The sequence below is a fragment of the Sphingobacterium pedocola genome (assembly GCF_015209965.1).
GTDB classification, from domain to species: Bacteria; Bacteroidota; Bacteroidia; order Sphingobacteriales; family Sphingobacteriaceae; genus Sphingobacterium; species Sphingobacterium pedocola.
Genome location: NZ_MU158690.1, coordinates 580,508 through 603,181 on the forward strand (window position 1 = coordinate 580,508; position 22,674 = coordinate 603,181).

At 42.9% G+C, this 22,674-nt stretch carries 15 protein-coding genes; all 15 read right to left on the bottom strand.

Annotated features, from left to right (window positions below):
* Positions 1–2 precede the first annotated feature (2 nt).
* Positions 3–1,619: a DUF5008 domain-containing protein gene (locus tag C4F40_RS12635; protein ID WP_196939749.1), complete on the bottom strand. Its 1,617-nt coding sequence runs from the start codon at positions 1,617–1,619 to the stop codon at positions 3–5.
* A 56-nt stretch (positions 1,620–1,675) separates the two neighbouring features.
* Entirely contained in the window at positions 1,676–2,410 is a 735-nt protein-coding gene (locus tag C4F40_RS12640; RefSeq protein ID WP_196939750.1) for a fasciclin domain-containing protein, read from the bottom strand.
* Between the two features lie 11 nt (positions 2,411–2,421).
* Positions 2,422–4,026 carry a RagB/SusD family nutrient uptake outer membrane protein gene (locus tag C4F40_RS12645; protein WP_231390048.1) on the bottom strand — a complete coding sequence of 535 codons (1,605 nt, stop codon included), beginning with the start codon at positions 4,024–4,026 and terminating at the stop codon, positions 2,422–2,424.
* A gap of 7 nt (positions 4,027–4,033) precedes the next feature.
* Complete coding sequence (locus C4F40_RS12650) at positions 4,034–7,183, bottom strand: SusC/RagA family TonB-linked outer membrane protein (protein WP_196939751.1); 3,150 nt, start codon at positions 7,181–7,183, stop codon at positions 4,034–4,036.
* Positions 7,184–7,194: 11 nt separating this feature from the next.
* Positions 7,195–8,310, bottom strand: coding sequence for a DUF5007 domain-containing protein (locus C4F40_RS12655; RefSeq protein WP_231390049.1), 1,116 nt, complete (start codon positions 8,308–8,310; stop codon positions 7,195–7,197).
* 4 nt (positions 8,311–8,314) lie between these two features.
* Entirely contained in the window at positions 8,315–9,409 is a 1,095-nt protein-coding gene (locus tag C4F40_RS12660) for a fasciclin domain-containing protein (RefSeq protein WP_196939752.1), read from the bottom strand.
* A gap of 23 nt (positions 9,410–9,432) precedes the next feature.
* Entirely contained in the window at positions 9,433–10,938 is a 1,506-nt protein-coding gene (locus tag C4F40_RS12665; RefSeq protein ID WP_231390051.1) for a RagB/SusD family nutrient uptake outer membrane protein, read from the bottom strand.
* Positions 10,939–10,947: 9 nt separating this feature from the next.
* Complete coding sequence (locus C4F40_RS12670; RefSeq protein ID WP_196939753.1) at positions 10,948–13,929, bottom strand: SusC/RagA family TonB-linked outer membrane protein; 2,982 nt, start codon at positions 13,927–13,929, stop codon at positions 10,948–10,950.
* A gap of 814 nt (positions 13,930–14,743) precedes the next feature.
* The gene (locus tag C4F40_RS12675; protein ID WP_196939754.1) at positions 14,744–15,262 is read right to left on the bottom strand and encodes a DUF2911 domain-containing protein; all 519 of its coding nucleotides are present in this window, start codon (positions 15,260–15,262) and stop codon (positions 14,744–14,746) included.
* A gap of 121 nt (positions 15,263–15,383) precedes the next feature.
* On the bottom strand, positions 15,384–16,631 hold the full coding sequence (ilvA, locus tag C4F40_RS12680) for a threonine ammonia-lyase IlvA (protein ID WP_196939755.1): 1,248 nt from the start codon (positions 16,629–16,631) through the stop codon (positions 15,384–15,386).
* Positions 16,632–16,666: 35 nt separating this feature from the next.
* Complete coding sequence (locus tag C4F40_RS12685) at positions 16,667–17,824, bottom strand: 2-isopropylmalate synthase (protein ID WP_196939756.1); 1,158 nt, start codon at positions 17,822–17,824, stop codon at positions 16,667–16,669.
* Positions 17,825–17,980: 156 nt separating this feature from the next.
* The gene (leuB, locus tag C4F40_RS12690) at positions 17,981–19,054 is read right to left on the bottom strand and encodes a 3-isopropylmalate dehydrogenase (protein ID WP_196939757.1); all 1,074 of its coding nucleotides are present in this window, start codon (positions 19,052–19,054) and stop codon (positions 17,981–17,983) included.
* A 7-nt stretch (positions 19,055–19,061) separates the two neighbouring features.
* A complete protein-coding gene (locus C4F40_RS12695; RefSeq protein ID WP_196939758.1) occupies positions 19,062–20,525 on the bottom strand; it encodes an ATP-binding cassette domain-containing protein in 1,464 nt (487 codons plus the stop codon).
* Positions 20,525–21,109 (bottom strand): 3-isopropylmalate dehydratase small subunit, encoded by a 585-nt coding sequence (gene leuD, locus C4F40_RS12700; RefSeq protein WP_196939759.1) that lies wholly within the window; start codon positions 21,107–21,109, stop codon positions 20,525–20,527. Before leuD ends, C4F40_RS12695 begins: the two co-directional genes overlap by 1 nt.
* 95 nt (positions 21,110–21,204) lie before the next feature.
* Entirely contained in the window at positions 21,205–22,602 is a 1,398-nt protein-coding gene (gene leuC, locus C4F40_RS12705; RefSeq protein ID WP_196939760.1) for a 3-isopropylmalate dehydratase large subunit, read from the bottom strand.
* Positions 22,603–22,674: the final 72 nt, after the last annotated feature.

Here is a 22,674-nt window from a genome sequence, read left to right on the forward strand (position 1 = left end):
TTTTATTCTATAGTCACTCTAATTATATTGGAAACGTCTTTGTTATCAAATTTCCAGAATTCACCCATCAAAAGCAATGCGCGCTTTCCATCTTCGGAAGTAGTTTCATAAGCTTGGTATACCGAGCCTAAAAACTGTCCTGTAGCATTTAAGGTAGTTTCGGCTAGGTTACCGTCGGGATTAATCATCATAAAGCCGTTTCGGGTTACACCACCGTATGTTAGGAACCTTCCGGATACCATAATTAGTCCATCGTTCAATTGCTTGGCGTAACTCGGAAATCCCCCTAGGAATATCTTAGCCTGAAAGCTTTCATCCAATGTACCATCGGCGTTCAGCAAAGCCATGTGTCGCGCCGGCCGCCCATTATACGTTGTAAATTGCCCTAAAGCGATGTATTTGTTCGTTTCAGCATTGTAGGTTACATTCGTTACGACGTAATCGGCACCTACTCCTTGTGCGTTGAAGGTGTTGTCGATGGTACCGTCGAGGTTCAAGCGGGTAATATAGCCTACTGTTTTGTCATCAAAACGCGTGAACTGGCCAAAAACTAAAATTTTGCCTTGATGTGGACCTGATTCATGCGTTATTGTGCTTACGTCCCCGTTTGCACCTTGAAAAGGAGTATCACCATTAAAGCGGAAGGTTTTGTCTAAGGAACCATCTAGATTTAACCGGGCAATTTGCCTTATTTCGATGCTGTCCAAAATCGTCGTATCCCGCGTTTCCCTCGCGTTCGGTTTGTCATATTGGCGGCTCACATAATACCTGAAATGCCCCGTGGCGATAAGTTTGTTGTCCTGCGGATAGAGGCGAAGCACTGCAGCATTAAACCCACCGTTAAACCTGGGGACATATTTTGTGGTGTCAGACTGGTCGGGCCTCCTATAAGGCTTGATGCCAACGGAATCTAGCCCTCCAGTAAGATGCAAACTGGTCAAATTCGATATGTTCTCACGCTTCATATCGTAACCAGAGAATGATCCTCCAATGTAATAGCGATCGCCAATCTGCGTGATGGTAACTAATGCACCATTTGCACCAAGGCCGGTCCGCCAACTCACATCATAGGTGCCGTTCGAATATGTCCGTACCAATCGATTGATCGGTCTTACTAAACCTCTGCGATCGTAGTCTGTAAAATTGCCGATATAAATCACCTTTCCATCCTGTGTGACGAACCTATCGTTCACCGAATTGTTTGTACCTTGTCTGGCTTCCCAGGTCGGGTCAATTTTAATTCTACCGTCTACCTCAAACTCAGGCCCGAAAATGATAACATCGTCAATGGTAATCGACATAATACCGGTACTTGCATATAAAGGTACCTTCACTTGAAGCTCTTCTCCGTCCAGGCTCACAATTTCCGCAGCTTGCCCGCTGAACTTAACAATTGCTTTTTCCCGGTACTCGGAAAGCCCCGATACCTTGAGTTTGACGATCGTACCCACACCTCCGCTAGCAGGCGAGGGCACTAAGGAGCGATCAAAAACCACACCCAACGTTTCTTTTCCGGGCCCGTATGGTTCGGAGAAAAATGTTGCTTCCTTTCTGCAGCCCGTGGTCAATAATGACAGGGAAAGTGTCACTACAATATATTTTATAATTCCATTTTTCATATAAATAATGCTATAATAGATTTTTTATGATCCGTTTTGCTGGCATCTGTATTTCGTTATCGCTTGCTTTGTATAATATCTGCCATCACATGTGAATTGCTGTGACCAAATTGGGCCACCGTATAGTCTAATACATGTACTACCCCATTAGAGGGCTGTATATCAGACGACGCTATGGCAACCCTACCGAACACATCAGGATTAGATAGATCGCTGATGTAGGAGATATGTAATTGTCGATATCCCATATACCGTAACACCGATTTACCATCAGAGCTTTTAGCATCGTTAAATACGACTCCTATATTGCAAACGGCATCGCCCTGAGATTGGTAGTACTGACCACCATATACATTCATTAGGTCATAATCTACCTGTGGATAGTCTGCTAGTTTATTCTTACCGTTGAATATGTGCCGATGCAGGTAAAAATTCCAGATAACAGGGTCCACATCGCTCAATACTTTAATGGTATCCAAACCAAGGGCATAAAGCTGGGCATTTAGTCCCCCCGCCGTGAAAGAACCGATCAAATGCTTTATATCCTCGTCCCGGGGCGCGAAAAATGTAAACTCATCATTCGTGAATTTATCTTCCAAGCCTGCCAGACGCACAATCTGTGCGATGGTATCAAATTCAGGGGGTTTTGAATCCAGATAATCCATTATCGTACCGTCGAAGACAGCCTCCGCACGTCCACCATCTGTATAATATTCGTCCTCCTTACAAGCATACAGAAGTGTTGTCAAGACGAAGATTAAGGTAGCCTGTTTTATTATTGATTTCATCATAACGTTCATTATTATCTACCTGTTGTTGTCCAATATTCATTTAACACGATATGCGGATTATATCTTCTCGCATCTTGATGCAAAGGCCATGTCCATGCTCCTCGGTTATACTGGTCCAAATTCATCGGAGCCATGGTCCATGTCGCATTGAGGATCCGTCGCGTACGGATCAGGTCAAAATAGCGGTGTGCTTCACCGATCAGTTCCCGGCACCGTTCCATATAAATAAAATCTTTCAGGTCATTGCCGCCACCCCCTGAGTATGGCGATGCTTCCGCTCTACTCCGAACCAGATTCACTGCTGCCGTCGCTTCACCGTCGCGATTGAGCTCGGCAAGTGCCTCTGCCTGCAACAAGATGGCATCCGAATATCGAAAGATAATAATCGAGTTCGCGGGGTATCCTTGTTCATTGCCCGACGTAAACACATTATACCCAAATTTTTTGAGCGCAAATTGGCCGTTATCTGAGGCAATATCGTCAAACCACATGTCGCGACGTAGATCGGCTTCGCCTTCTGGATAGATGCTGTTCATATACTCGGAAACAAAGTAAGCCGCACTTATGGATTTATCGTGTCGAGGGAACAGGTATGGCCATCTTAAAAAGTGGCTCCAGAATTGATAATGGTTTCTGACATTAAAATTGTCCCAATCTTCCGAAAGCCACTGGTCGTCCCCATAGTTTATGCTGCGGTAGAACTCAAACAACGATTCCTCTGTTCTCCCCTTGGATACTTCGGCCCAATTTTGTGCCGTAAGGCTATATAAACGATGTGCCTTGCTGTCGATCAACTCTTTGCCTAATGCAGCCACTTTGGTGTAATGCGTCTGGCTATTGGCACGATCAAATGAGGCATTCCATGCATGCATGTGCATCAGCAGCGCAATAATGGCGCCTCGTCCCGGACGAGCGCCTCTCTCGGCAGGATCACTAAATGTCCAGGGCATCTGATCTTTATGGGGTTCCAAATCGGCAATACACTTATCGAGTACCGATACCATCGGTTCACGCGGTAAGGAATTTGAAAAATATGGATCGGTGTAGTACACCACATCACCATATAGACGGACCATCCAAAAATAGGTGAACGCGCGGATAAATTTTGCTTCCGCGGTATAACGTGCCAGATCGGCACCCTCTACACCCGGAATACCTTCATCCAACTTGGACAGCAAGATATTGGCACTTTGGATCACCTGATAATAGCCTTGCCATTTGGTGATTTCGACAAGTTTATAATCAGTAAATGTGGTAAGGCTAATTGCTATAGGTAGCGCATTGGCCCCCAATATTTCCACAACCGTGCGCTCCGCTGGGTCAAGCGGACGCGTCCTGGAATCTCCCGCATTAACAGTTGCCCGGATTTCACCCGATCGCGCTTCTCCCGTAGCCCCCATTACCCAGCTTTCTCTTATTTTTTCAAAAAATTTAGCATACATAAAGCCCATATTCGCTTCCACGTCTTCTTTCGACTGGTAGAAGTTATTCCCAGTCAAACGGTCGATCGGCTCTACTGTTAAATACTTCTGACAAGCAGTCGTCATCAAAATCACCGCTGCCAAGAGCAGTCTTTTGATTATCTTATCGTATATCATATACTGTTTTCTTTTCATGGCATAATTAAAATGAAAGGTTTAAACCTACGTTATATGTCCTAGGTATGGGGTATCCATTGGAGAGGTCACGTCCGAGACTAGTTACGTTTTCTGGGTTCGGTCCGCTGTAGCTAGAGAAGGTCACCACATTATCCAACGAGACATACACACGCAGTCGTTGTAGTCCATATCGTCTCAAGGCGTCGCGGCTGAAATTGTAGGCCAAAATAATGTTGTTGATTTTAAAATAGGTGCCATTCTCCGCCCATAGGGTTTGATCGTACCGAAATGGGTTTACTGGTTCGCTTCGTGTGTAGGCGTAAGCATAGGGATATTTGGCGATATCGCCCGGTTGTCGCCACATATCATATCCGTCTAGCGGCACCACGACTTTATTATCTCCGTCTTTTCCAAAGGGATCGGACATGAGTCCCATGCGCTCGGCTAATGCATTGTTCAAGATCGTACGCTTAGCCGTGTACGATGCATACATGCTAAACTGGAGATTTTTATAGGTAAACGTATTTTGTACCCCGCCTGTAACCAGCGGTTGGGAGTTGCCAGTCCGTTCCATATCACGGCTATCCAGAATGTAGTCCCCGTTTATGTCTTTCCAAATCGGGTCTCCGGCCTGAAAGAAGGTTCCATCTGCCGTGCGGTAACGCAAGCCGGTGGCTGGATCAATTGGCACGTCTTGATCATGCGCATATACGCCCTGATTAATTAAAAGGTAATTGGAAAGCGTGGCCGTACCTACCCGGAATACATTATGTTGTCCATCTACAGCATCATCACTCAACTTGATAAACTGGCCACCATAATGCGCAGGCAATTTTAACAGTACATCCTTATTGAGTGCTCCGTTGATGGAGAAGGTCCAACTAAAATCCCCTCCAGGGCGTAAAGGTCTAACATTTAACATTAATTCATGTCCGTAGTTTGCAATGGCAGCGTCGTTGGACGCCAGCACATTAAACGCAACGGTATTATTTAAAAATTGATCGAAGAGCAAATTGTCCACCTTTTTGTAATACGTATCATAGACAAAATCGATGCGATTATTAAATAAAGCAATATCTAATCCAAAGTTATACTGCATAGAAGTCGTAGGCTTCAAGTCCGGATTAGGAATCTGACCAAAATTAATACCTATCCCCGCTTGTTGGTTGTAATTGCCTAGTATATCATATCGACCGTAAATCCGCTCCAATGTACTGTTTGGCATCACATTGATCCCCCAACTTCCGCGTATGGAAGCTAGACTTATCCAAGAGGCATTATCTTTTATCCATTCTTCATTATGCGCATTCCAGCGTAGGCCGAGCGCGGGGTTCTTCGTATAGAGATTACCAAAGCCATTTCCCGAAGAGCCGTCCATACGATAGGAAAGGTCGACGACATATCTTCTTTTGTAGTCGTACGAAGTAGACAAGGCAAAGGATAGCGCTTTTTCGTTTCTGAAATTGTCCAACAATCCCCCTCCCCGTGAAAAATACCCATCATAGCCCAACGGACCCTGATAACTATCATTTGGTGTGCGATCAGGTTGTATCGGGAAATCCTGCCGGGTCACGTTACGCGCTTCGTTAAAAAGGTTGATAAAAATATTATGCGCCTCATTGAAGGACTTGCTGTAATTCAGCGAACTACGGCTATACAGTTGCGTTTGCCTTCCAGCAAAAGAATAGACTTTCGAAAACTGGTTGTTAGCCGCTGCCGGCGAGAACGTATCTTCTGTGCTGGAGACAAATTCGTAACTCAGCGCCGATGTGAGGCGCAAACCTGTTAAAATTTCATAAGATCCTTCAATATAGGGGCGTATAAGTCGAACGGCATTGTCATTTTTTGTGCTGATGGAAGAGATATACTCCGACGACGCCGAATAGAAAGATGGTGGCGGCAGTAAGGTAGAAGACATTCCGCCAGAGGCTACACCCGTTTGCAATATGCCGGTACCGTCACCTTTATTCACCTTACCTAATTGGGCAAACACCTGTCCTGTAAAGCGAAGTTTGGAATCCGGGCTGTAGTCCATGCGTAGGTTTGTAGAGTAGCGATCAAAACCTGTATTTCGAATAATACCCGTTTCAGTATGATAACCGATGTTGGCTTTGTACGATAATACATTGTTACCCCCGTCGACACTCAGGTTGTGACTTTGATTGAATGTAGTCTGAAAATACAAGTCCTGCCAGTTGGTCGAATTGTTAAAATACGCGTTCAAACTGTCCGATAGGTGTGGTGTCTGTTGTATACGATCGATATCTGCTTGTGTTAAAGCATTACCAAAGATCTGCTGCAGTTTAAGCCGCCGTTCGAGGTTACCGCCTAAGGTTTCCCGTAATTTGGGAGGCGTCCGCATAAATGAATTATTGACGTAATTGATACGTGGGATTTCCGAGTTACCTCTTTTTGTATTGATGATAATTACCCCGTAAGCGGCCAATGAACCATAAAGAGAGGTAGCTTGTGCATCTTTTAAAATTTCTATACTTTCCACGTCTTCTGGCGGAATCATGGACAATGGACTGATACCCGGCCCCTGTTGCTGCAGACCCATTTCGGAGGCCCGATCCGCATCCAATGGCACCCCATCGATAACATATAGGGGGGAGGTTGGCATGAGGATGGATTCGTTCCCAGATCCTGCCGTGGCTAGGGTAGAAAGACCACGGATTTGAGTCGTACCACGGAATCCCGGCGCACCGGTATTCACCTGTATGTTGAGACCAGGTGCCCTTCCCTGCAATAAAGTCTCTAAAGATCCGGGTATATCGCGGATATCATCCGCCGTGATAATATTGGAAGCACCCGTAGAGGTCTCTTTGGGCCGTTTTACGTAACCGCGCGTTACCACCACTTCTTCCACTTCACTGTTTGATGATTCCATAGTGACTGTTAGGGTGGTTTGTCCGTTTGCTAGGGCTACCCGTTTGTTACCATAACCTACCAGTTTGAAAAGTAGGGCAGTACCTGAGCCAACTGAAACCGAGAACCCTCCGTTTGCGTCCGAGGCAACGAGAGATCGACCAGTAGAGGCATTCATGACGGAGACATTGGCTAAGCCCCTGCCATTTTCGTCCAGCACCCTTCCTTTCACAGTTGTTTGTGCCGTTACGGAAAGGTTCAGGCTCATACAAAATAGAAGTATGCTATATATAATTTTATTTTTCATAGGAAGCCGTGTTATTCGTTGTCAAATTTTGGATTATCGTTTTTGAAATGAAATACGATTTCCCAATCGCCTTTCTTAAAGATCTTAAAGGCCAGGCCAAAACCAGCAATAATACGGGTGCCGCCCCATCCAATACGGGAATAGCCAAACTCCACAAAAGCACGGTCGCCAATCGCATAATCCGTTGTGATTGAAGTCAACGGAATTGGATAGGCTACGTCATATTGCACGTATTCAGCCGTTACTTCCTTGTTGAAGCCATGCACCAATTCATCCCAACGGGTTTCATTGAATTCTAGCGGGTAGATCGGGAGACTGTCCCTATTCAAAAATTTAAAGCGTAGCTTATTCCCGTTTCCGCCTTCAAACGGCCGGATGTAAACGACTATATCTTTCTTTTGGTTATTGTTGATCAGTGGCACGTTGGTGCTTTCGCCGACAACATTTGTTATAAATGTGGGTAAGATGTATGCTCTTTTTCTCGGATCATTCGGGGCATTAGGGTCTGGCGCAATACCGCCCGTGTACGGGTTGATATCGGTTGAAGGTTCGTAAGGTATCTCTCGCCAAGGGATAAGCTGAAAGTCCTTAACATAACGTACACCGCCCGAATTGCTAAGCTTTAGATCGAAAAAGCGAATATCTTGTGTTTTTAGCACAGTGTCAGCAGGACGGGGCATTACCAGTTCATTTGTAGCCGCCGCATGCATAATGAAACGGCCTCCTGCGTCAACTTCAAATAGCGGCTTGTCTACCAGCTGTCGTTTATTTTCAATCTCCTGTAGCGAGGTTTCTTCACCATCGTACTCTCTTATCCATTCGTATGTTGGTACGACCTGTAAAAAATCCCCTACCGGTCTACCGTCGCCGAAGCGGGGGTTAATAATCTCGAACGTAACGGGCAAAGTCGAGTTGTCCGCGTTCAGCCGATTCATAACCGTCGTCATCCCTAATCTGGGTTCCAACAACTTGTTTGAATAGGTTAGGTTTTCGCTGATAAAATCTTTATCCGCTGGCAAATCGTACATTTCAGTGCAGGATGTTGCAGCAAAAAATAAACCTGTCGCTATTCCCAAAACCCTGTATTTCATATAGCTCATCATATATAGGTTATTGTTAAGTTTCATCCGACTATAGTAATTCCTCAAAATTTACAGACCAATCTGCTAGTTGGAATGTAGATCCCTCTCTTATCCGTGTAACGGTAAGCCGATAATAGGTATAGGCGGTAGTGTTTCTAAAGCGGAACACGCGTTGCATAAACCTATTTACAAACTCTTCGGACGATTTTGAATCTAACTGCACCCATGTGGTGCCGTCATGAGAACCCTCCAGTCGCCAATCGATGGGATCTCTATCTTCTTCATCATTAGCCGAAGTCAAGGTGTAGGCGTTGGCCACAGAAGGTTCGTTTAATTGCACTTGCATCCATAAGGAATTTCCAAAACTCACTAAGAATTTCGTTTGTGAATTGCCGTCAAAGACGTACTTGGATGCTTCTGCTGCATTCGGGCCACCGCTGTGTTCCGTCGATGCGCTAAACGTGCCGCCTACGGTAACAAATAAATTTGGTGGAGGAGGGATATAGGTCAATCTCTTCACGAAATCATTGAAACCAAACACATGATCGGGCGATAAAACGTGCACGATACCATTCGTGGTTTCAATATTAATGGATGCGGTACTGGTCGTTACCCAATTGCGTATAAAGCTACTCTTTCTAGTGTCGCTAAATTCGATGACCGAAGGCCCCCCATGAACGTAGCCAGAGGAATAGGATTCGGTCAATTTTCCGTGCATAGGATATCCATAGCGGAAATCGCTTAGCGATTTCCCGTCCTTGGATGCCAACGAATCTCCGTTAAGCTTACCGCGTACGATATATTGAGACATCATGGTGTCTAAATGTGCCAAGTCTACATCTAGCAGGTATTCCTTAGGTTGGTCGGCCCGCCGCCGAACAATATTTAGATTTTCTATTGCCAACCTAAAACTTTCATTGGTCGGCGCAAATAAGGTGACGCCATCGTTCGCCAATACCTGATCGAGTCCTACACGGTCAACAACTTTTATAATTGAATCGTACACACCCGGCTTACTTTTGAGGTATGCATAGATATTTCCATTAAACTGTTCTTTTTTTAACTCATGTTTATAGAAGCCGTTGTCCTTGGTGCAGGAAAGCGCTAAGAGGCAGCATAAAGCGTATAATATTCGGAGTGTCATGATAGTTCTTTTTTTATTAAAGATTATTGCCAGTAGTCGTTTTGTTCCAAGAGGACATTTTGCCGGAGCAAGGATTCGGCAATAGGCCAGTAAATCCCTCCTTCTCTAATCAACCGTACGAAGTCTGGATCATTGTTTTTAATTTTGTGGTATCGTACAAGGTCATACCAGCGATGTCCCTCTGCCATCAACTCGCGACGCCTCTCCTTGAAAATAGCGTCTACTAAATCGCCGTTTTCGGCCTCAGTATACACTTCTAAGCCTCTGTTTTCACGGATTCGATCCAGCATCTCCACTGCTCCACCCCGATCGCCTAATACAGCTAATGCTTCGGCACGCAGCAACACCATGTCTTCGAGCCTCGAAAAAACAAGGGCACTGGAAAAGATACGAAAGGAAGGATCGGTATTTCCGCCTTGAATGCATTTTATCTTACTGAGAATAGGATAGCGGCCATTGAAATTACTGAAATAATTTTCAGTAACCGGATTTCCTAACGTATCTATACTAAAGCGCTCATCTTTTGGTTCATTAAACACAGCGGAGATGGTCTCCTTTGTGTAGTACATGTCAGGAATACTTTTATTTACGATAGGAGCGGCCAAGGTGAGCTCCTCCACTTGACCTGTGAAATTTGCTTCCACATGGCCCCAAATAGAAGGGAACGCAAACATCTGGCTACTGTGTTTGTCAAAAAAGAATCCGCTAGGGGAGACCAAACTCGACGTGGCTACAAAGTTAATATTAGCCCTCGTATAATTGTCCATAACATAAGCCGTATAGGATGCCACGTTTGGATAATTTTCTTGCCAGGCTGCCAAGTGGGCCATGATCGCGTATGCCGCAATTTTGGTGGCCAATGTGCCGTCCCAGCGGGATGTGGCTTCATTATAATAGTTACCCAATTGTTCCGGCTCGTTCACGCTGTATCGCACCGGAAGATGATCAGCAGCCTGTTGGAGTTCTAGTTCAATCCAAGCCATCAATTTTTCCTTTTCTTCTCGTTTTTTAGACGTAAAACTGCCTTCCGAAGAGCTTGTGATGAGCGGTACATCGCCCCATATACGAGTCATATTAAAGTAAGCGAAAGCACGCAAAAATCGGGCTTGCGCCAAGTCAACATTCAAATTGTTTTGCGTATAACGTTCGTCTTTTTCAAGAACCTCGTGTGCACGCTCCAAAAATATATTGGCTTCGTTGACTACTGTGTACCATCTGCGCCAGCTGCGCAGCGCATCTAATGTGGGGTCGTTGGCGTTCAGCTCGTTCGCTGATATCGCACGTAAATCCATGCGGGAAGGGATCGCATACTCACCACTCCGTACTTCGCCGTATAACCAAAAGGCGTTACGATCCACCAAGGCAGATTTGGTCATGGCGTATACGCCCATCAACTTCGCGCGGTTATCCTCAATTTTTTCCCACATATTTTCTTCCGAAACCACCCGTGTCGAATCAATATCAAGCATATCATTGCAACCCGTACATAGCAGGGTCAAAAACATCAAATAATAAAGTATCTTTTTCATGTGGCTATTTTAAAAGTTCAGTTTAAAACCCATTAAAAACGTTCTCGGAATAACCATGTTGTACCCTTCGTCGTATCCCAAATAATTAACGATCTCAGGATCGCGTCCTGAATAGTTTGAAACGGTAAACAGATTATTTGCGGCGAGATAAACGTATAATTTGCCTCCGCCCAGCTGTGATCCCAAGAGGTCGGAGAAATTGTAACCCAGCGAGACCTGTCTTAGTTTCATGAAAGCGCCATTCTCGAGGAATAAATCCTGCGAAGATTGGTAGGCATTGACGCTGCTCCAAGGATTGTATAACGGATATTTGCTGTAGTCACCACGTTTTTCCCAATAAGTGATTTCTTTAATGGAATTGACATTCTTTGCATTTTCATTGTTGATAAAATCAAAACGGTTTGCCATTTCCTGATTAAGGATCTGCCTTCCCAGATTAAAGTAAAGGTTCACTTTAAGATCGAAATTTTTGTAATAGAAATCGTTCTGCCATGAACCCGTTATTTTGGGTATATGATTGCCGCGCATCACGCGGTCTTCGGACGAGATCCGGTTATCGCCATTTTGATCTGTCCAAATAGGATCCCCAGCCTTAAACGTCAGTCCATTGTAGTTTTTCTTCACACCGTCTACTTCTGGTACCTCTGCATCCGATTGGTAAATTCCCTCGTTTTCCAAAATCCAGAACGCATCGATCCGTTCACCGACTTTTAGTTTCCTGTTCTGTATGACGACCTCATCCAGCCCACCCGGTAATGCGGTTAATTTATTGTTGTTTGCACCTAGGTTCAAACCCGAATGCCACCGGAAGTTGCGCTCAAGACCAGTAATGATATCTCCGCCAAAAGCCAATTCGATCCCGGTGTTACGTACATCCATCCCTGCCTCTATACTGTATTCATATCCATATTCCGCGTAGGCAGGAACCGTTAATATTTGATTTTTGTTCTCTCGGATATATGCATCCAAGGTGATGTATGCGTTGCGTTTGGACAGTTGGATGTCAATTCCCACATTCGCTTGGTCAGTGTAAGCCCAAGGAATATTATAACCAACCCAACCATCTTCATAAGGGCGTACTAAAGCTGCGATTCCGTTGTAGGCCGGTACGATGACGTTACCCGTGTAACCTATCTGCGCCGTATAGTTCGGCCCTTGGGAAATATTGTCGTACATATTTAGGATACCTAGCCTTCCAGCACTGGTCCTAATTTTAAAACTCTGGTACACATCATTATCTTGTAAGAACTCTTTCTTAATGTCCCACCCCAACGCTAGTGATGGTGTAAACAGCCATCGATTAGTTGGTTGGGCATTGGAAGAGCCATCATATCGAAGCAATAGACTGGCCGAGTACTTGTCCATTAAGTTATAGGTTCCACGACCGAAGAACGATACAAGGTTGTGGCGCGTACGATCCAAAAACTTATAGGTTAGCTGTCTTGGAAACGCTGTGGGATTTAGAAAATTATCGTTATTGGGATCGGATTCTAGCAAGTTGATTTTAATATGGTCGTTAATTCCTTTGTATGCATAGGCATAATTATATTTATGCAAATCCCACTGCAAAACATTTCCCGCTTCCAAGAAAAGATTGCTGTTGTCCATTTTCCAGTCATAAGAAGCTACATTATCATACATCAATCGCTGGCTATAGCCGTAATAGTTGGACGCAAAGTTATTTCGTTCCATCAAGCTGCTATGGTGAAAAAGGTCGCGGAACCCTTCATTGTAGTCAACCGACATGCTTGATTTAAGTTTAAAGGATCCAAATTGTACATTGAGCGCCATATTGCCTTCTAGGATATTCGAAAAGTTATTGTCAAAACCTTTGTCATTGTTTTGCCTATAGCTATCATATGCCTCTTTATTAGGAGCCAATGGCGCACTTAAATCAGGCAGATAAGACAACATAGCATAGCGATTTCGGAGGTTTTTATTCCTGTTCCTGTCGAGACGTGCTGCGTTGATTGTGGTGTGAAAGAAGAGCCATTTAAGGGGTTGTAGATCCAGTTGAAACCGAGCATTGTACTTCTTGAAGTTGGTATCTTCGGCGATCCCTGAATTTTGCAACGTGCCCAATGAGAATTGGAAATTAGAGCGTTTCCCTCCTCCTGATAATCGGGCATTTATGCCATAGTTCAGTCCGTTATTGTAATAAGTGTCGCTCCAGTTCGAGGGACCGTAGTAGCGGGTATTTAATGAATCACTCAAGTATACCGGGTACGTGTCATCCGCATTGTAGCGTCCGTTGGTGGTATACAAGTCGTAAAATTGCTGCCTAAATCGGTTTTCATAGCCGCCATTGATGGTAGTCACCTGTGGTCTGCTCGCCATCCCTACAAAACTGTTCACACTTATTCTTCTTCTATTGTCGCTAGCACTTTTCTTAGATGTGATTTTAATAACGCCATTCGCGGCTATGGGGCCATAAATTGCGATGTCTGCCATATCCTTCAGCACCTCAATGGAAGCAATATTGTCCACGTCAATATTGCTCAGTAAATTGTTCTCAGGCCCAATTCTATCAATATCGTAAGATTGGATCATATAAGAAAAGGGGTGAGGGCTAATCATGGGAATGCCATCAAGTACAACCAGAGGTTGGCTCTGATAAACATCCTTATTGCTGAATATCGGAGACGAAATACCTCGGATAAACATGTAATTTGGTGTTCCGGGTTCACCAGTCGGTTCGCTAATATAAAGGCCCGCAGCCTCGCCTTTCAACAATTGCGGAATAGTTGCATTTCCATAAAGAGCAATGTCTTCAATGGGCTTGTGCACAGATTTTGTCCTGATGTTTTTAAAATTCAGCTCAAAGACCGAATCTAGAAGCTGAGGAACCGTATCCTGCAATACATTAAGCGGGGGAATTACAGTGAAGCCCCTTTCGTCTTCGTGTCCTGCAAATAGCTGAACATGAAGTAATAGCATAATAAACACAGCAGGAATACCGACATTATATGTGCTTGGAAATTTCTCCTTCATATAAATTTAGGTTTTTAGTTTTATTATAATTGATGATTAACTTTATAATTCGTTCGATCTTGCGATGACCATATCTACCTATTTAGGATATCGGCATTCATATCGCAAATTGGTGTCGCTAACGTGTATTACTGAAAACATATTTATCCAATTGGTTGTTAATATAAGTTTATAAAAATTAGTTAATACGATTTAGCAAAAATTCCAAAAATTATATTTGCTTTGCTCGTTTTTATTCGGTTCCAAAATGATTTTTCTATAAAAACTCCATGTACTCGACGAAAAATCTATAAAAAAATTTCGTAAGTATCACTTTTATAGTTCTTAAAGACGAGGCTACTGATCATAATCTAGAAAGAATCATAAAAATGTAAGTATTCTGGTAGTCTCGCCTTAAGCAACGATAAATTAAAACGTGCCCATTATTTGGTGCTTTATGTTCTTTAAAGTGAAATATTAAATCGATTTAGCTTCATAAAATAAAATATCATAATTCATTCTATATTCTAAACTAGATATAAAAAAGTTACAATCAAAATAAAAAAAATTTTTTTCCTAAATTTTGTTTAAAAGACCCCTTAGGATTAATATTTGCCTCTATCGTTGAATAATAGATTGTCACTTTGTGTAACAGTTCTTAAGTATCAGCAATCTCCCGGGTAGGCGGAAAAACTTATGGCAAAGAAGGTGTATCAGATTCAGGTTTCGGGAAAGCAGGATCAATTTTTAAAAAGGATCATGAAAGAAAAATAATAGTAATAGGCGTATCAGAAAACGCACTTTTCCAGCACGCCTATTACATAACTACTCGTAATTATCGGGCTACTTTTACTTGAAACGGTAATAAGTAATTTCCCCAGACTAACGTTACCTTACCCGTATTATCAGCATTTATTTTAAACCGCTCCTGTGCATTAGTTCCGCTGCTATTAATTACGGTAACCCGTAAAGCATCTTGCTTTTCATCGTATTTGCCAGCACCCCACTGGTCCCAGATTTTATTGAATATAAGTATTGTTTGCATCTCACCGGGCAGGGTGTATAAGCTGTATTTGCCTTTTGCAAGCTTTTCGGTATTAATCAATACATCCTTGTCAAACTCGATAGTAGTCGCTTCGTTAGCCCCCGTGCGCCACACTTGTCCTAATGGAACAATATCTACTCCTATTTCTCTGCCTTTTAGTGATGGACTGCTGTAATGTATTGCCATTGTAACACCATCATCGGTGGTTATAATTACACTGTCAGGTGGGCTAGGCCTTTTGCTTTTGTCGGTCTGTCCAAATACGATGGTGCATAGCATCGTCATCATAATTAAAAGTGTTGTTCTCATTTTTTTATTCGATTTAGTCTATATAGTGAAACAATAGAAGTGGTTGAATGTTTGCGGAAGATTGTCTGTATAAACAAAAAAAGGAGATTCAACAGAATCTCCTTTTTTGTTATAGTAATAGTTATACCAAATACTCAAATAAGGTCTGATCTTTATTGACTTCGATAAAATCGAATTTGTACATTTTCATTCGTTCGATAAAGTTGATATAATCCTTGGGATCATTTAGTTCAATACCAATTAGTGCCGGGCCGCGTTCACGTTCAGTCTTTTTGATGTATTCAAAACGTGTAATATCATCCTTAGGCCCAAGCACTTCGGTGACCAAGAGACGTAGTGCACCAGGACGTTGTGGGAAACGAACGATAAAATAGTGTTTGAATCCTTCATAAAGCAAGGACATCTCCTTGATTTCGCTCATACGGTCGATGTCGTTGTTGCCACCGGAAACAATACAAACTACTTTTTTGCCTCTGATTTCGTCTTGGTGGAACTCCAATGCAGCAATCGAAAGCGCACCGGCCGGTTCAGCTACAATGGCATCCTTGTTGTAAAGCTCTAAAATGGACGTGCAGATTTTGCCTTCAGGAACCGATTTTACAGAATCCAATAACTGGCTACTGATCGCATAGGTTAGTGCACCAATCTTTTTAACTGCAGCTCCATCTACAAACTTGTTGATATGTTCTAGCTCGATTGGTCCACCATGGGCGATAGCTGCTTGCATGGACGGTGCTCCTTCGGGTTCTATGCCATACAGTTTTACTTGTGGGGCAACTTTTTTCATATGATAGCCTACTCCCGAAGATAATCCGCCTCCTCCTATGGGGAGAAATACAGCGTCCAGATCCGGAAGATCTTCTAAGATTTCAACAGCTACGGTTCCTTGTCCTTCAATGATTTTGATATCGTCGAAAGGTGGGATAAAATTCATGCTGTGTTCGGTAGCATATTCTGTCGCTGCTTTTTGGCAGTCGTCAAATGTATCGCCCGTCAGTACAATTTCGATGTGACCATTTCCCCACATTTCGGTCTGCGTAATCTTTTGGCGAGGTGTAGGACCGGGCATAAAAATAACACCCTTGATACCTAGTTTTTTGCATGATAGGGCTACTCCTTGTGCATGATTACCTGCGCTGGCACATACCACTCCACGTGATCGCTCTTCTTCTGATAGACTCACGATTTTATTGTAGGCCCCTCGCAATTTATACGAACGCACGACTTGAAGGTCCTCTCTCTTTAAGTATACTTCTGCACTGTACTTTTCAGAAAGATGTAGGTTGTATTGTAGCGGTGTGCGCGTTATAACGTCTTTTATGCGTTCTTTGGCCTGTAGCGAGTCTATTTCTAATGTTGATAAGTCCATGTTAAAATCAAAAGTAAAAAGTAAAAAGTCAAAAACTAACTTTTAACTAAGGAAAGCAGGTCTTCATCGTTAATATCTTTTTTTGCATCTGCAATAACCAGGAAACGTTCGTATGTATTGGACAAGGTTTCTTTGTCTAAATGGTAACCCAAGCGTTCTAAGTGATGTTTTAAGGCATGGCGGCCTGATCGTGCAGTCAAAATAATATCGGCTTCTTGCAGACCGACATCTTCCGGCCGGATGATTTCGTAATTTTCACGATGTTTCAAGAACCCATCTTGATGGATACCTGAACTATGGGCAAAAGCATTTCGGCCTACAATCGCTTTATTTGGTTGTACCGGCATGTTCATCATGTCACTCACTTTTCGTGATATATAAGTAAACATCGTGCTATCTATATTGGAGCTCAAGTTTCCAAAGGATTGATTATGCACTTTTAAAATCATTGCGACTTCTTCTAACGATGTATTGCCTGCACGCTCTCCGATACCATTGATCGTACATTCTACCTGGCGAGCTCCATGCTGCACTGCTGCAATAGAATTGGCGGTTGCTAACCCTAAGTCATTATGGCAATGCGCAGAGATGATCGCCTGATCGATGTTTTTGACATGCTCTTTAAGGTATTTTATCTTAGCGCCATATTGGTCGGGCAGGCAATAACCATTTGTGTCAGGAATATTGACTACCGTGGCACCAGCATTAATTACAGCTTCTATCATTTGAGCGAGATAAGCTAGGTCGGCACGACCGGCATCTTCTGCATAGAATTCAACGTCTTCAACGTAGGATTTCGCATGTTTGACTGCCGCTACAGCTCTTTCCAAAATCTCTTCCCGGGTACTGCTGAATTTGTATTGGATATGCATGTCAGATGAACCAATTCCAGTGTGTATACGCGGGCGTTTGGCATGTTTAAGTGCATCAGCCGCTACATCGATATCGTTTTTATTGGCCCTGGTTAAGGCACAAATAATCACATCGTCTACCGCTTTGGATAATTCGACAACCGATTGGAAATCGCCAGGACTTGATACTGGAAATCCAGCTTCGATAATATCAACGCCCAACCGTTCGAGATCTTTGGCAATTTCGACTTTCTCTATCGTCGTTAATTGGCATCCAGGAACTTGCTCACCGTCGCGAAGCGTCGTGTCGAAGATGTATAAGTGATTCGGATCGTGTAACATAATTTTAAATTAAAAAATTAATAAAGTATACATTAAGAGGTCATCGAGTTATAAAGTTATGCAGGATTATCTTTTTATCCAATTATTTGGATAATGCGAAAACAGGCCATAGTTTGCATTATCCAAATCTTCATACTCAATGCTCCTATCTTAATACTATTTAATAAACTCCAAGACTTTAGCACCCATTTCATTTGTGCCTAAAATTTTATTGGAAGCAGTATCTGCGTTGGCAATATCACCCGTTCGCCACCCTGCTTTCAGCGTTTCCGCTACGGCTGTTGTTACCAGTTTTGCTTCTTCCTGTAAGCCGAACGCAATATCGAGCATTAATGCAACAGATAGGATGGAAGCTAATGGATTGGCTTTGTTTTGGCCAGCTATATCATGCGCCGAGCCATGGATGGGTTCGAAAAATCCTGTTCCGTCACCAATAGAGGCTGAAGCCAACATACCCATAGATCCCGCAATTTGTGATGCCTCGTCTGTTAATATATCGCCAAATAAATTCGCCGTCAATACGACATCAAATTTTTTCGGATTCTTTACCAATTGCATTGCCGCATTATCGATAAACATGTGTTCGGTTTCCACATCAGGATATTCTTGTGCAATTTCTTGTACAACTTCGCGCCAGAGGCGAGAAGTTTCCAGTACATTTGCTTTATCGACAGAACATAATTTTTTGTTACGCGTACGTGCCGCATCATATGCTTTACGTGCAATGCGTTCTACTTCGTAACGATGATAGTTCATTAGGTCGGAAGCGAATGTATTGTCGTCATTGCGGTTCTTTTCGCCGAAATACACATCACCCGTCAATTCGCGGAAGAATAAGATATCTGTTCCACGTAACACCTCCGGTTTCAGACTGGAGGCATCCAAAAGTTCATCGAATAATAAGATCGGACGTAGGTTGGCATAGAGCCCCAGTTCTTTGCGTATTTTCAAGAGGCCCTGTTCTGGGCGCACCTTTGCTGAAGGATCATTGTCGTATTTCGCATGACCAATAGCACCAAATAAAATAGCATCCGAAGCTTTTGCTTTTTCCAGGGTTTCATCTGGAAGTGGATCTCCAGTCGCTTCAATAGCGGTGTGGCCCATTATGGCTTCGTCAAAAATAAATTCATGGTTATATTTTTGGGCTACAGCTTCCAATGCTTGCTTTCCCCATGTGGTTACTTCTTGTCCAATTCCATCACCTGGAATAATAAGAATATTTTTCTTCATTGCAGTGTTAAACGTTTACTAATATATTTTCTATGGCTACGACTTCGCCTTGTTCTAATACAATCCGGTGTTCGATGCATTTTGGCAGTTGACTTTCATAATGGCCCACATAAATTAATGTTTTACCATATAGTACCAATTCATCTACTACATCGTTAAAATACTGGGTTTGGTCACTATCCAAACCCTGGCAAGGTTCATCCAATACCAATAAAGGAGGATTTTTGATGATTGTTCTTGCGAGTAGCGCCAGACGTTGTTTGCCCAGCGGTAAGGTATGAAGCAATTGATTCTTGTATTCCGTTAAATCGAAAAAAGCCATCAATTCTTCAATCTGTTTTTGCTCCTTAAATTTAACATCGATAAACCAACCGATGCTATCGTAAAAGCCAGAAGCGATGGTGTGCCACACCGTCGCATTTTGGTCAAAATACCAATGCATCTCTGGAGAGATAAGTCCAATTTTTTGTTTTATGTCCCAAATACTCTCCCCCGAACCTCTCTTATTACCAAACAGATGGATATCCATTCCATAAGATTGCGGGTGATCGCCATTGATCAGACTCAGTAAAGTGGACTTACCAGATCCATTGGGGCCCTGTAAAACCCACTTTTCTCCGATCTTTACTTCCCACGAAACATTTTTCAGTACGTTTTTTGCATCATAACGAATATGCACATCGTTTAATTGTACAATAGTGTCATACGGTGTATGCGGTACTTCTTTTAAAAATGTCGGCAAAGTTCTACGTTGACGTAAACTTTCTTTCGCAAATGCAAGGGGACTGCCAACCTCATCAATTTTTCCATCTCGCAGTTGCGCAAAACGATTAATGGCGTTTGGAAGGGCGGTATCATTGCTGATAATAACTAAATGTACACCCTCTTCGGCTAGTTCATCAAGCCACTGGTTTAATACAATTCTTGAATTTTTATCCAAGCCGGTATAAGGCTCGTCAATAATTAAAAGTTGCGGTTTGAGCCATAGGCCTTTCACCAATTGAAGCTTTTTGTGTTCGCCACTGGAAAGCTCAATCAATTGCGATTGTTGCACATCGGCAAAGCCAAATTCAATCAATCTGTTTTCTATCTCCGAAAAATCTAAGTTTTCTTGCCGCGCGAAATGTTCCAACTCCGCTTTTACTGTTAATGTATTCTGTCCTTGGTGTTTATTATAGCGCTGTTGATAGTAGAAATTGCGGTCGCCCTCCAGGTTCGTAAATTGAAACCAATTGGAAATATAGTATGCTGTCGCAGGTAAATGACTTGTCGTATCGAAATCGATTCGTCTATTTCCACTTGTCGTCGTTACACCTGCAAGAGCCTTACCTAAGGTTGTTTTGCCCGTGCCGCTTTTACCACCGATAAGCCACTGTTGTCCTTTCTCGATAATCCACGAAAGATCATCCAATACGATTTGTATCCCATATTGAACGGTAAGGTGCTGTATCTGGATAAAAGCTGTTGGCATTATCTATTTTGTTCGAATTGTTCTACTAATTCCTTTTGACTTAATATATAGTCTATATCATCATATCCATTAATTAAACAGGACTTCTTGTATGGGTTTATTTCAAATATGTATTGATCCCCTGTAGCAGGTAATGTTACTGACTGTGCTTCTAAATCAACAACCAGCTCGGCTGCGGGATTGGTAAAGACCACATCAAATATCTTTTCCAAAAAAGCGTCTGGAACCTGAATCGGCAATACACCATTGTTCAGGGCATTTCCTTTGAAGATATCTGCAAAGAATGAACTGATAACCACGTCAAATCCATAATCTTGAATTGCCCAGGCAGCGTGTTCCCGTGAAGAACCACAGCCAAAATTTTTGCCAGCTACTAGAATTTTTCCGTTAAAGATCGGATTGTTCAACACAAAATCTGCTTTTGGTTGATTGTCCGCTTCATATCGCCAATCACGAAATAGATTATCACCAAATCCGTCACGGGTCGTTGCTTTTAAGAAACGAGCTGGAATAATCTGATCGGTATCAATATTTTCAATCGGTAGGGGTACTACCCTTGAACTTAATGTTTCAAATTTTTTCATTTTTTTAAGTAAAAAGTCAAATGGCAAAGAGAGACCGCAGGTATGGCTTAAGCTTTACGATCAAAATCTCAATACTCAATACTAATATCTCAATACTAAATTAATTCCCTTACATCGACAATCTTACCCGTAACAGCAGCTGCAGCAGCGGTAAGCGGGCTCACTAGCATGGTACGTGCATTGGGGCCTTGACGACCTTCAAAGTTTCTATTCGAAGTGGAGACACAATATTTTCCTGCTGGAATTTTATCTTCGTTCATACCCAGACAAGCCGAACAGCCGGGTTCACGAAGTTGAAAACCAGCTGTTTCAAACACCTTATCGATCCCCTCCAGTTTGGCTTGTGCTTCTACCTGTTTAGAACCCGGTACAATCCAGACTTCTACATTAGAAGCTTTTTGTTTCCCTTGTACAAAAGCGGCTACTTCACGTAAATCTTCAATGCGCGAGTTCGTGCAACTTCCGATGAAAACATAATCAACTGGTTTGCCGATTACCTCCTCGCCATCTTGAAATCCCATATAATCCAATGCCTTCTGATAAGACGGACGTTCAGATTCAGGTTGAGCAACTGTAGTCGGAATATGTTCGGTAATACCCATGCCCATACCCGGATTTGTACCATACGTAATCATCGGTTGGATATCTGCCGCATCGAATGTCAGCACGGAATCAAATGTTGCGTCATCATCCGAATATAATGTCTTCCAATAAGCCAATGATTTTTCCCATTCTGCGTCTTTAGGAGCAAATTCACGGCCATTTACATAGTCAAATGTAATTTGATCTGGAGCAATCAGTCCGCCTCGTGCACCCATTTCAATACTCATGTTACAGATGGTCATCCGGGCCTCCATGCTCAATGAACGAATAGCCGATCCGGCATACTCGATGAAGTATCCAGTACCTCCAGCTGCGGAAATTTTAGCAATAATATATAAGATAATATCTTTTGCGCCCACGCCTTTTTCCAGTTCACCATTCACCTCGATTTTCATCGTTTTTGGTTTTTGCTGCAATAGGCATTGCGTCGCAAAAACTTGTTCCACTTGGGAAGTCCCAATACCAAAAGCAATTGCGCCAAATGCACCATGGGTAGATGTATGGCTATCACCACATACCATTGTTTTGCCGGGTAAGGTGATACCTAATTCAGGTCCTATAACGTGAACAATACCTTGATAGGGATGGCCCAGGCCATATAACTCAATACCAAATTCAGCGCAGTTTTTAGTGAGCATATCCACTTGATAACGGGATAGTTCTTCTTTGATAGGAAGGTGTTGATTTAAAGTCGGGACATTATGGTCGGCGGTTGCTACCGTTTGTTGTGGACGTAACACCGGAAGACCTCTTTTGCGTAATCCATCAAATGCCTGAGGAGATGTTACCTCATGGATCAAGTGGGTGTCGATATATAAAATATCTGGAAACCCTTCTTGACGTTTGACGACATGTGCATCCCAAATTTTTTCGACTAATGTTTTTCCCATGTTTCTCTCTTTCTCTATGTTGTTGTAAATTTTATAAGGGGTAAAATAAAAAGCAATTTACCCCTTATTCAC

Bases quoted from the DNA above. Each gene is read 5' to 3' on its own strand.
- C4F40_RS12660 (WP_196939752.1), bottom strand. From the start codon at position 9,409: ATGACACTCCGAATATTATACGCTTTATGCTGCCTCTTAGCGCTTTCC.
- C4F40_RS12650 (WP_196939751.1), bottom strand. From the start codon at position 7,183: ATGAAAAATAAAATTATATATAGCATACTTCTATTTTGTATGAGCCTG.
- C4F40_RS12655 (WP_231390049.1), bottom strand. From the start codon at position 8,310: ATGAAACTTAACAATAACCTATATATGATGAGCTATATGAAATACAGG.
- C4F40_RS12645 (WP_231390048.1), bottom strand. From the start codon at position 4,026: ATGAAAAGAAAACAGTATATGATATACGATAAGATAATCAAAAGACTG.
- C4F40_RS12635 (WP_196939749.1), bottom strand. From the start codon at position 1,619: ATGAAAAATGGAATTATAAAATATATTGTAGTGACACTTTCCCTGTCA.
- C4F40_RS12685 (WP_196939756.1), bottom strand. From the start codon at position 17,824: ATGTTACACGATCCGAATCACTTATACATCTTCGACACGACGCTTCGC.
- C4F40_RS12695 (WP_196939758.1), bottom strand. From the start codon at position 20,525: ATGCCAACAGCTTTTATCCAGATACAGCACCTTACCGTTCAATATGGG.
- leuC (WP_196939760.1), bottom strand. From the start codon at position 22,602: ATGGGAAAAACATTAGTCGAAAAAATTTGGGATGCACATGTCGTCAAA.
- leuB (WP_196939757.1), bottom strand. From the start codon at position 19,054: ATGAAGAAAAATATTCTTATTATTCCAGGTGATGGAATTGGACAAGAA.
- leuD (WP_196939759.1), bottom strand. From the start codon at position 21,109: ATGAAAAAATTTGAAACATTAAGTTCAAGGGTAGTACCCCTACCGATT.
- C4F40_RS12665 (WP_231390051.1), bottom strand. From the start codon at position 10,938: ATGAAAAAGATACTTTATTATTTGATGTTTTTGACCCTGCTATGTACG.
- C4F40_RS12675 (WP_196939754.1), bottom strand. From the start codon at position 15,262: ATGAGAACAACACTTTTAATTATGATGACGATGCTATGCACCATCGTA.
- C4F40_RS12670 (WP_196939753.1), bottom strand. From the start codon at position 13,929: ATGAAGGAGAAATTTCCAAGCACATATAATGTCGGTATTCCTGCTGTG.
- ilvA (WP_196939755.1), bottom strand. From the start codon at position 16,631: ATGGACTTATCAACATTAGAAATAGACTCGCTACAGGCCAAAGAACGC.
- C4F40_RS12640 (WP_196939750.1), bottom strand. From the start codon at position 2,410: ATGATGAAATCAATAATAAAACAGGCTACCTTAATCTTCGTCTTGACA.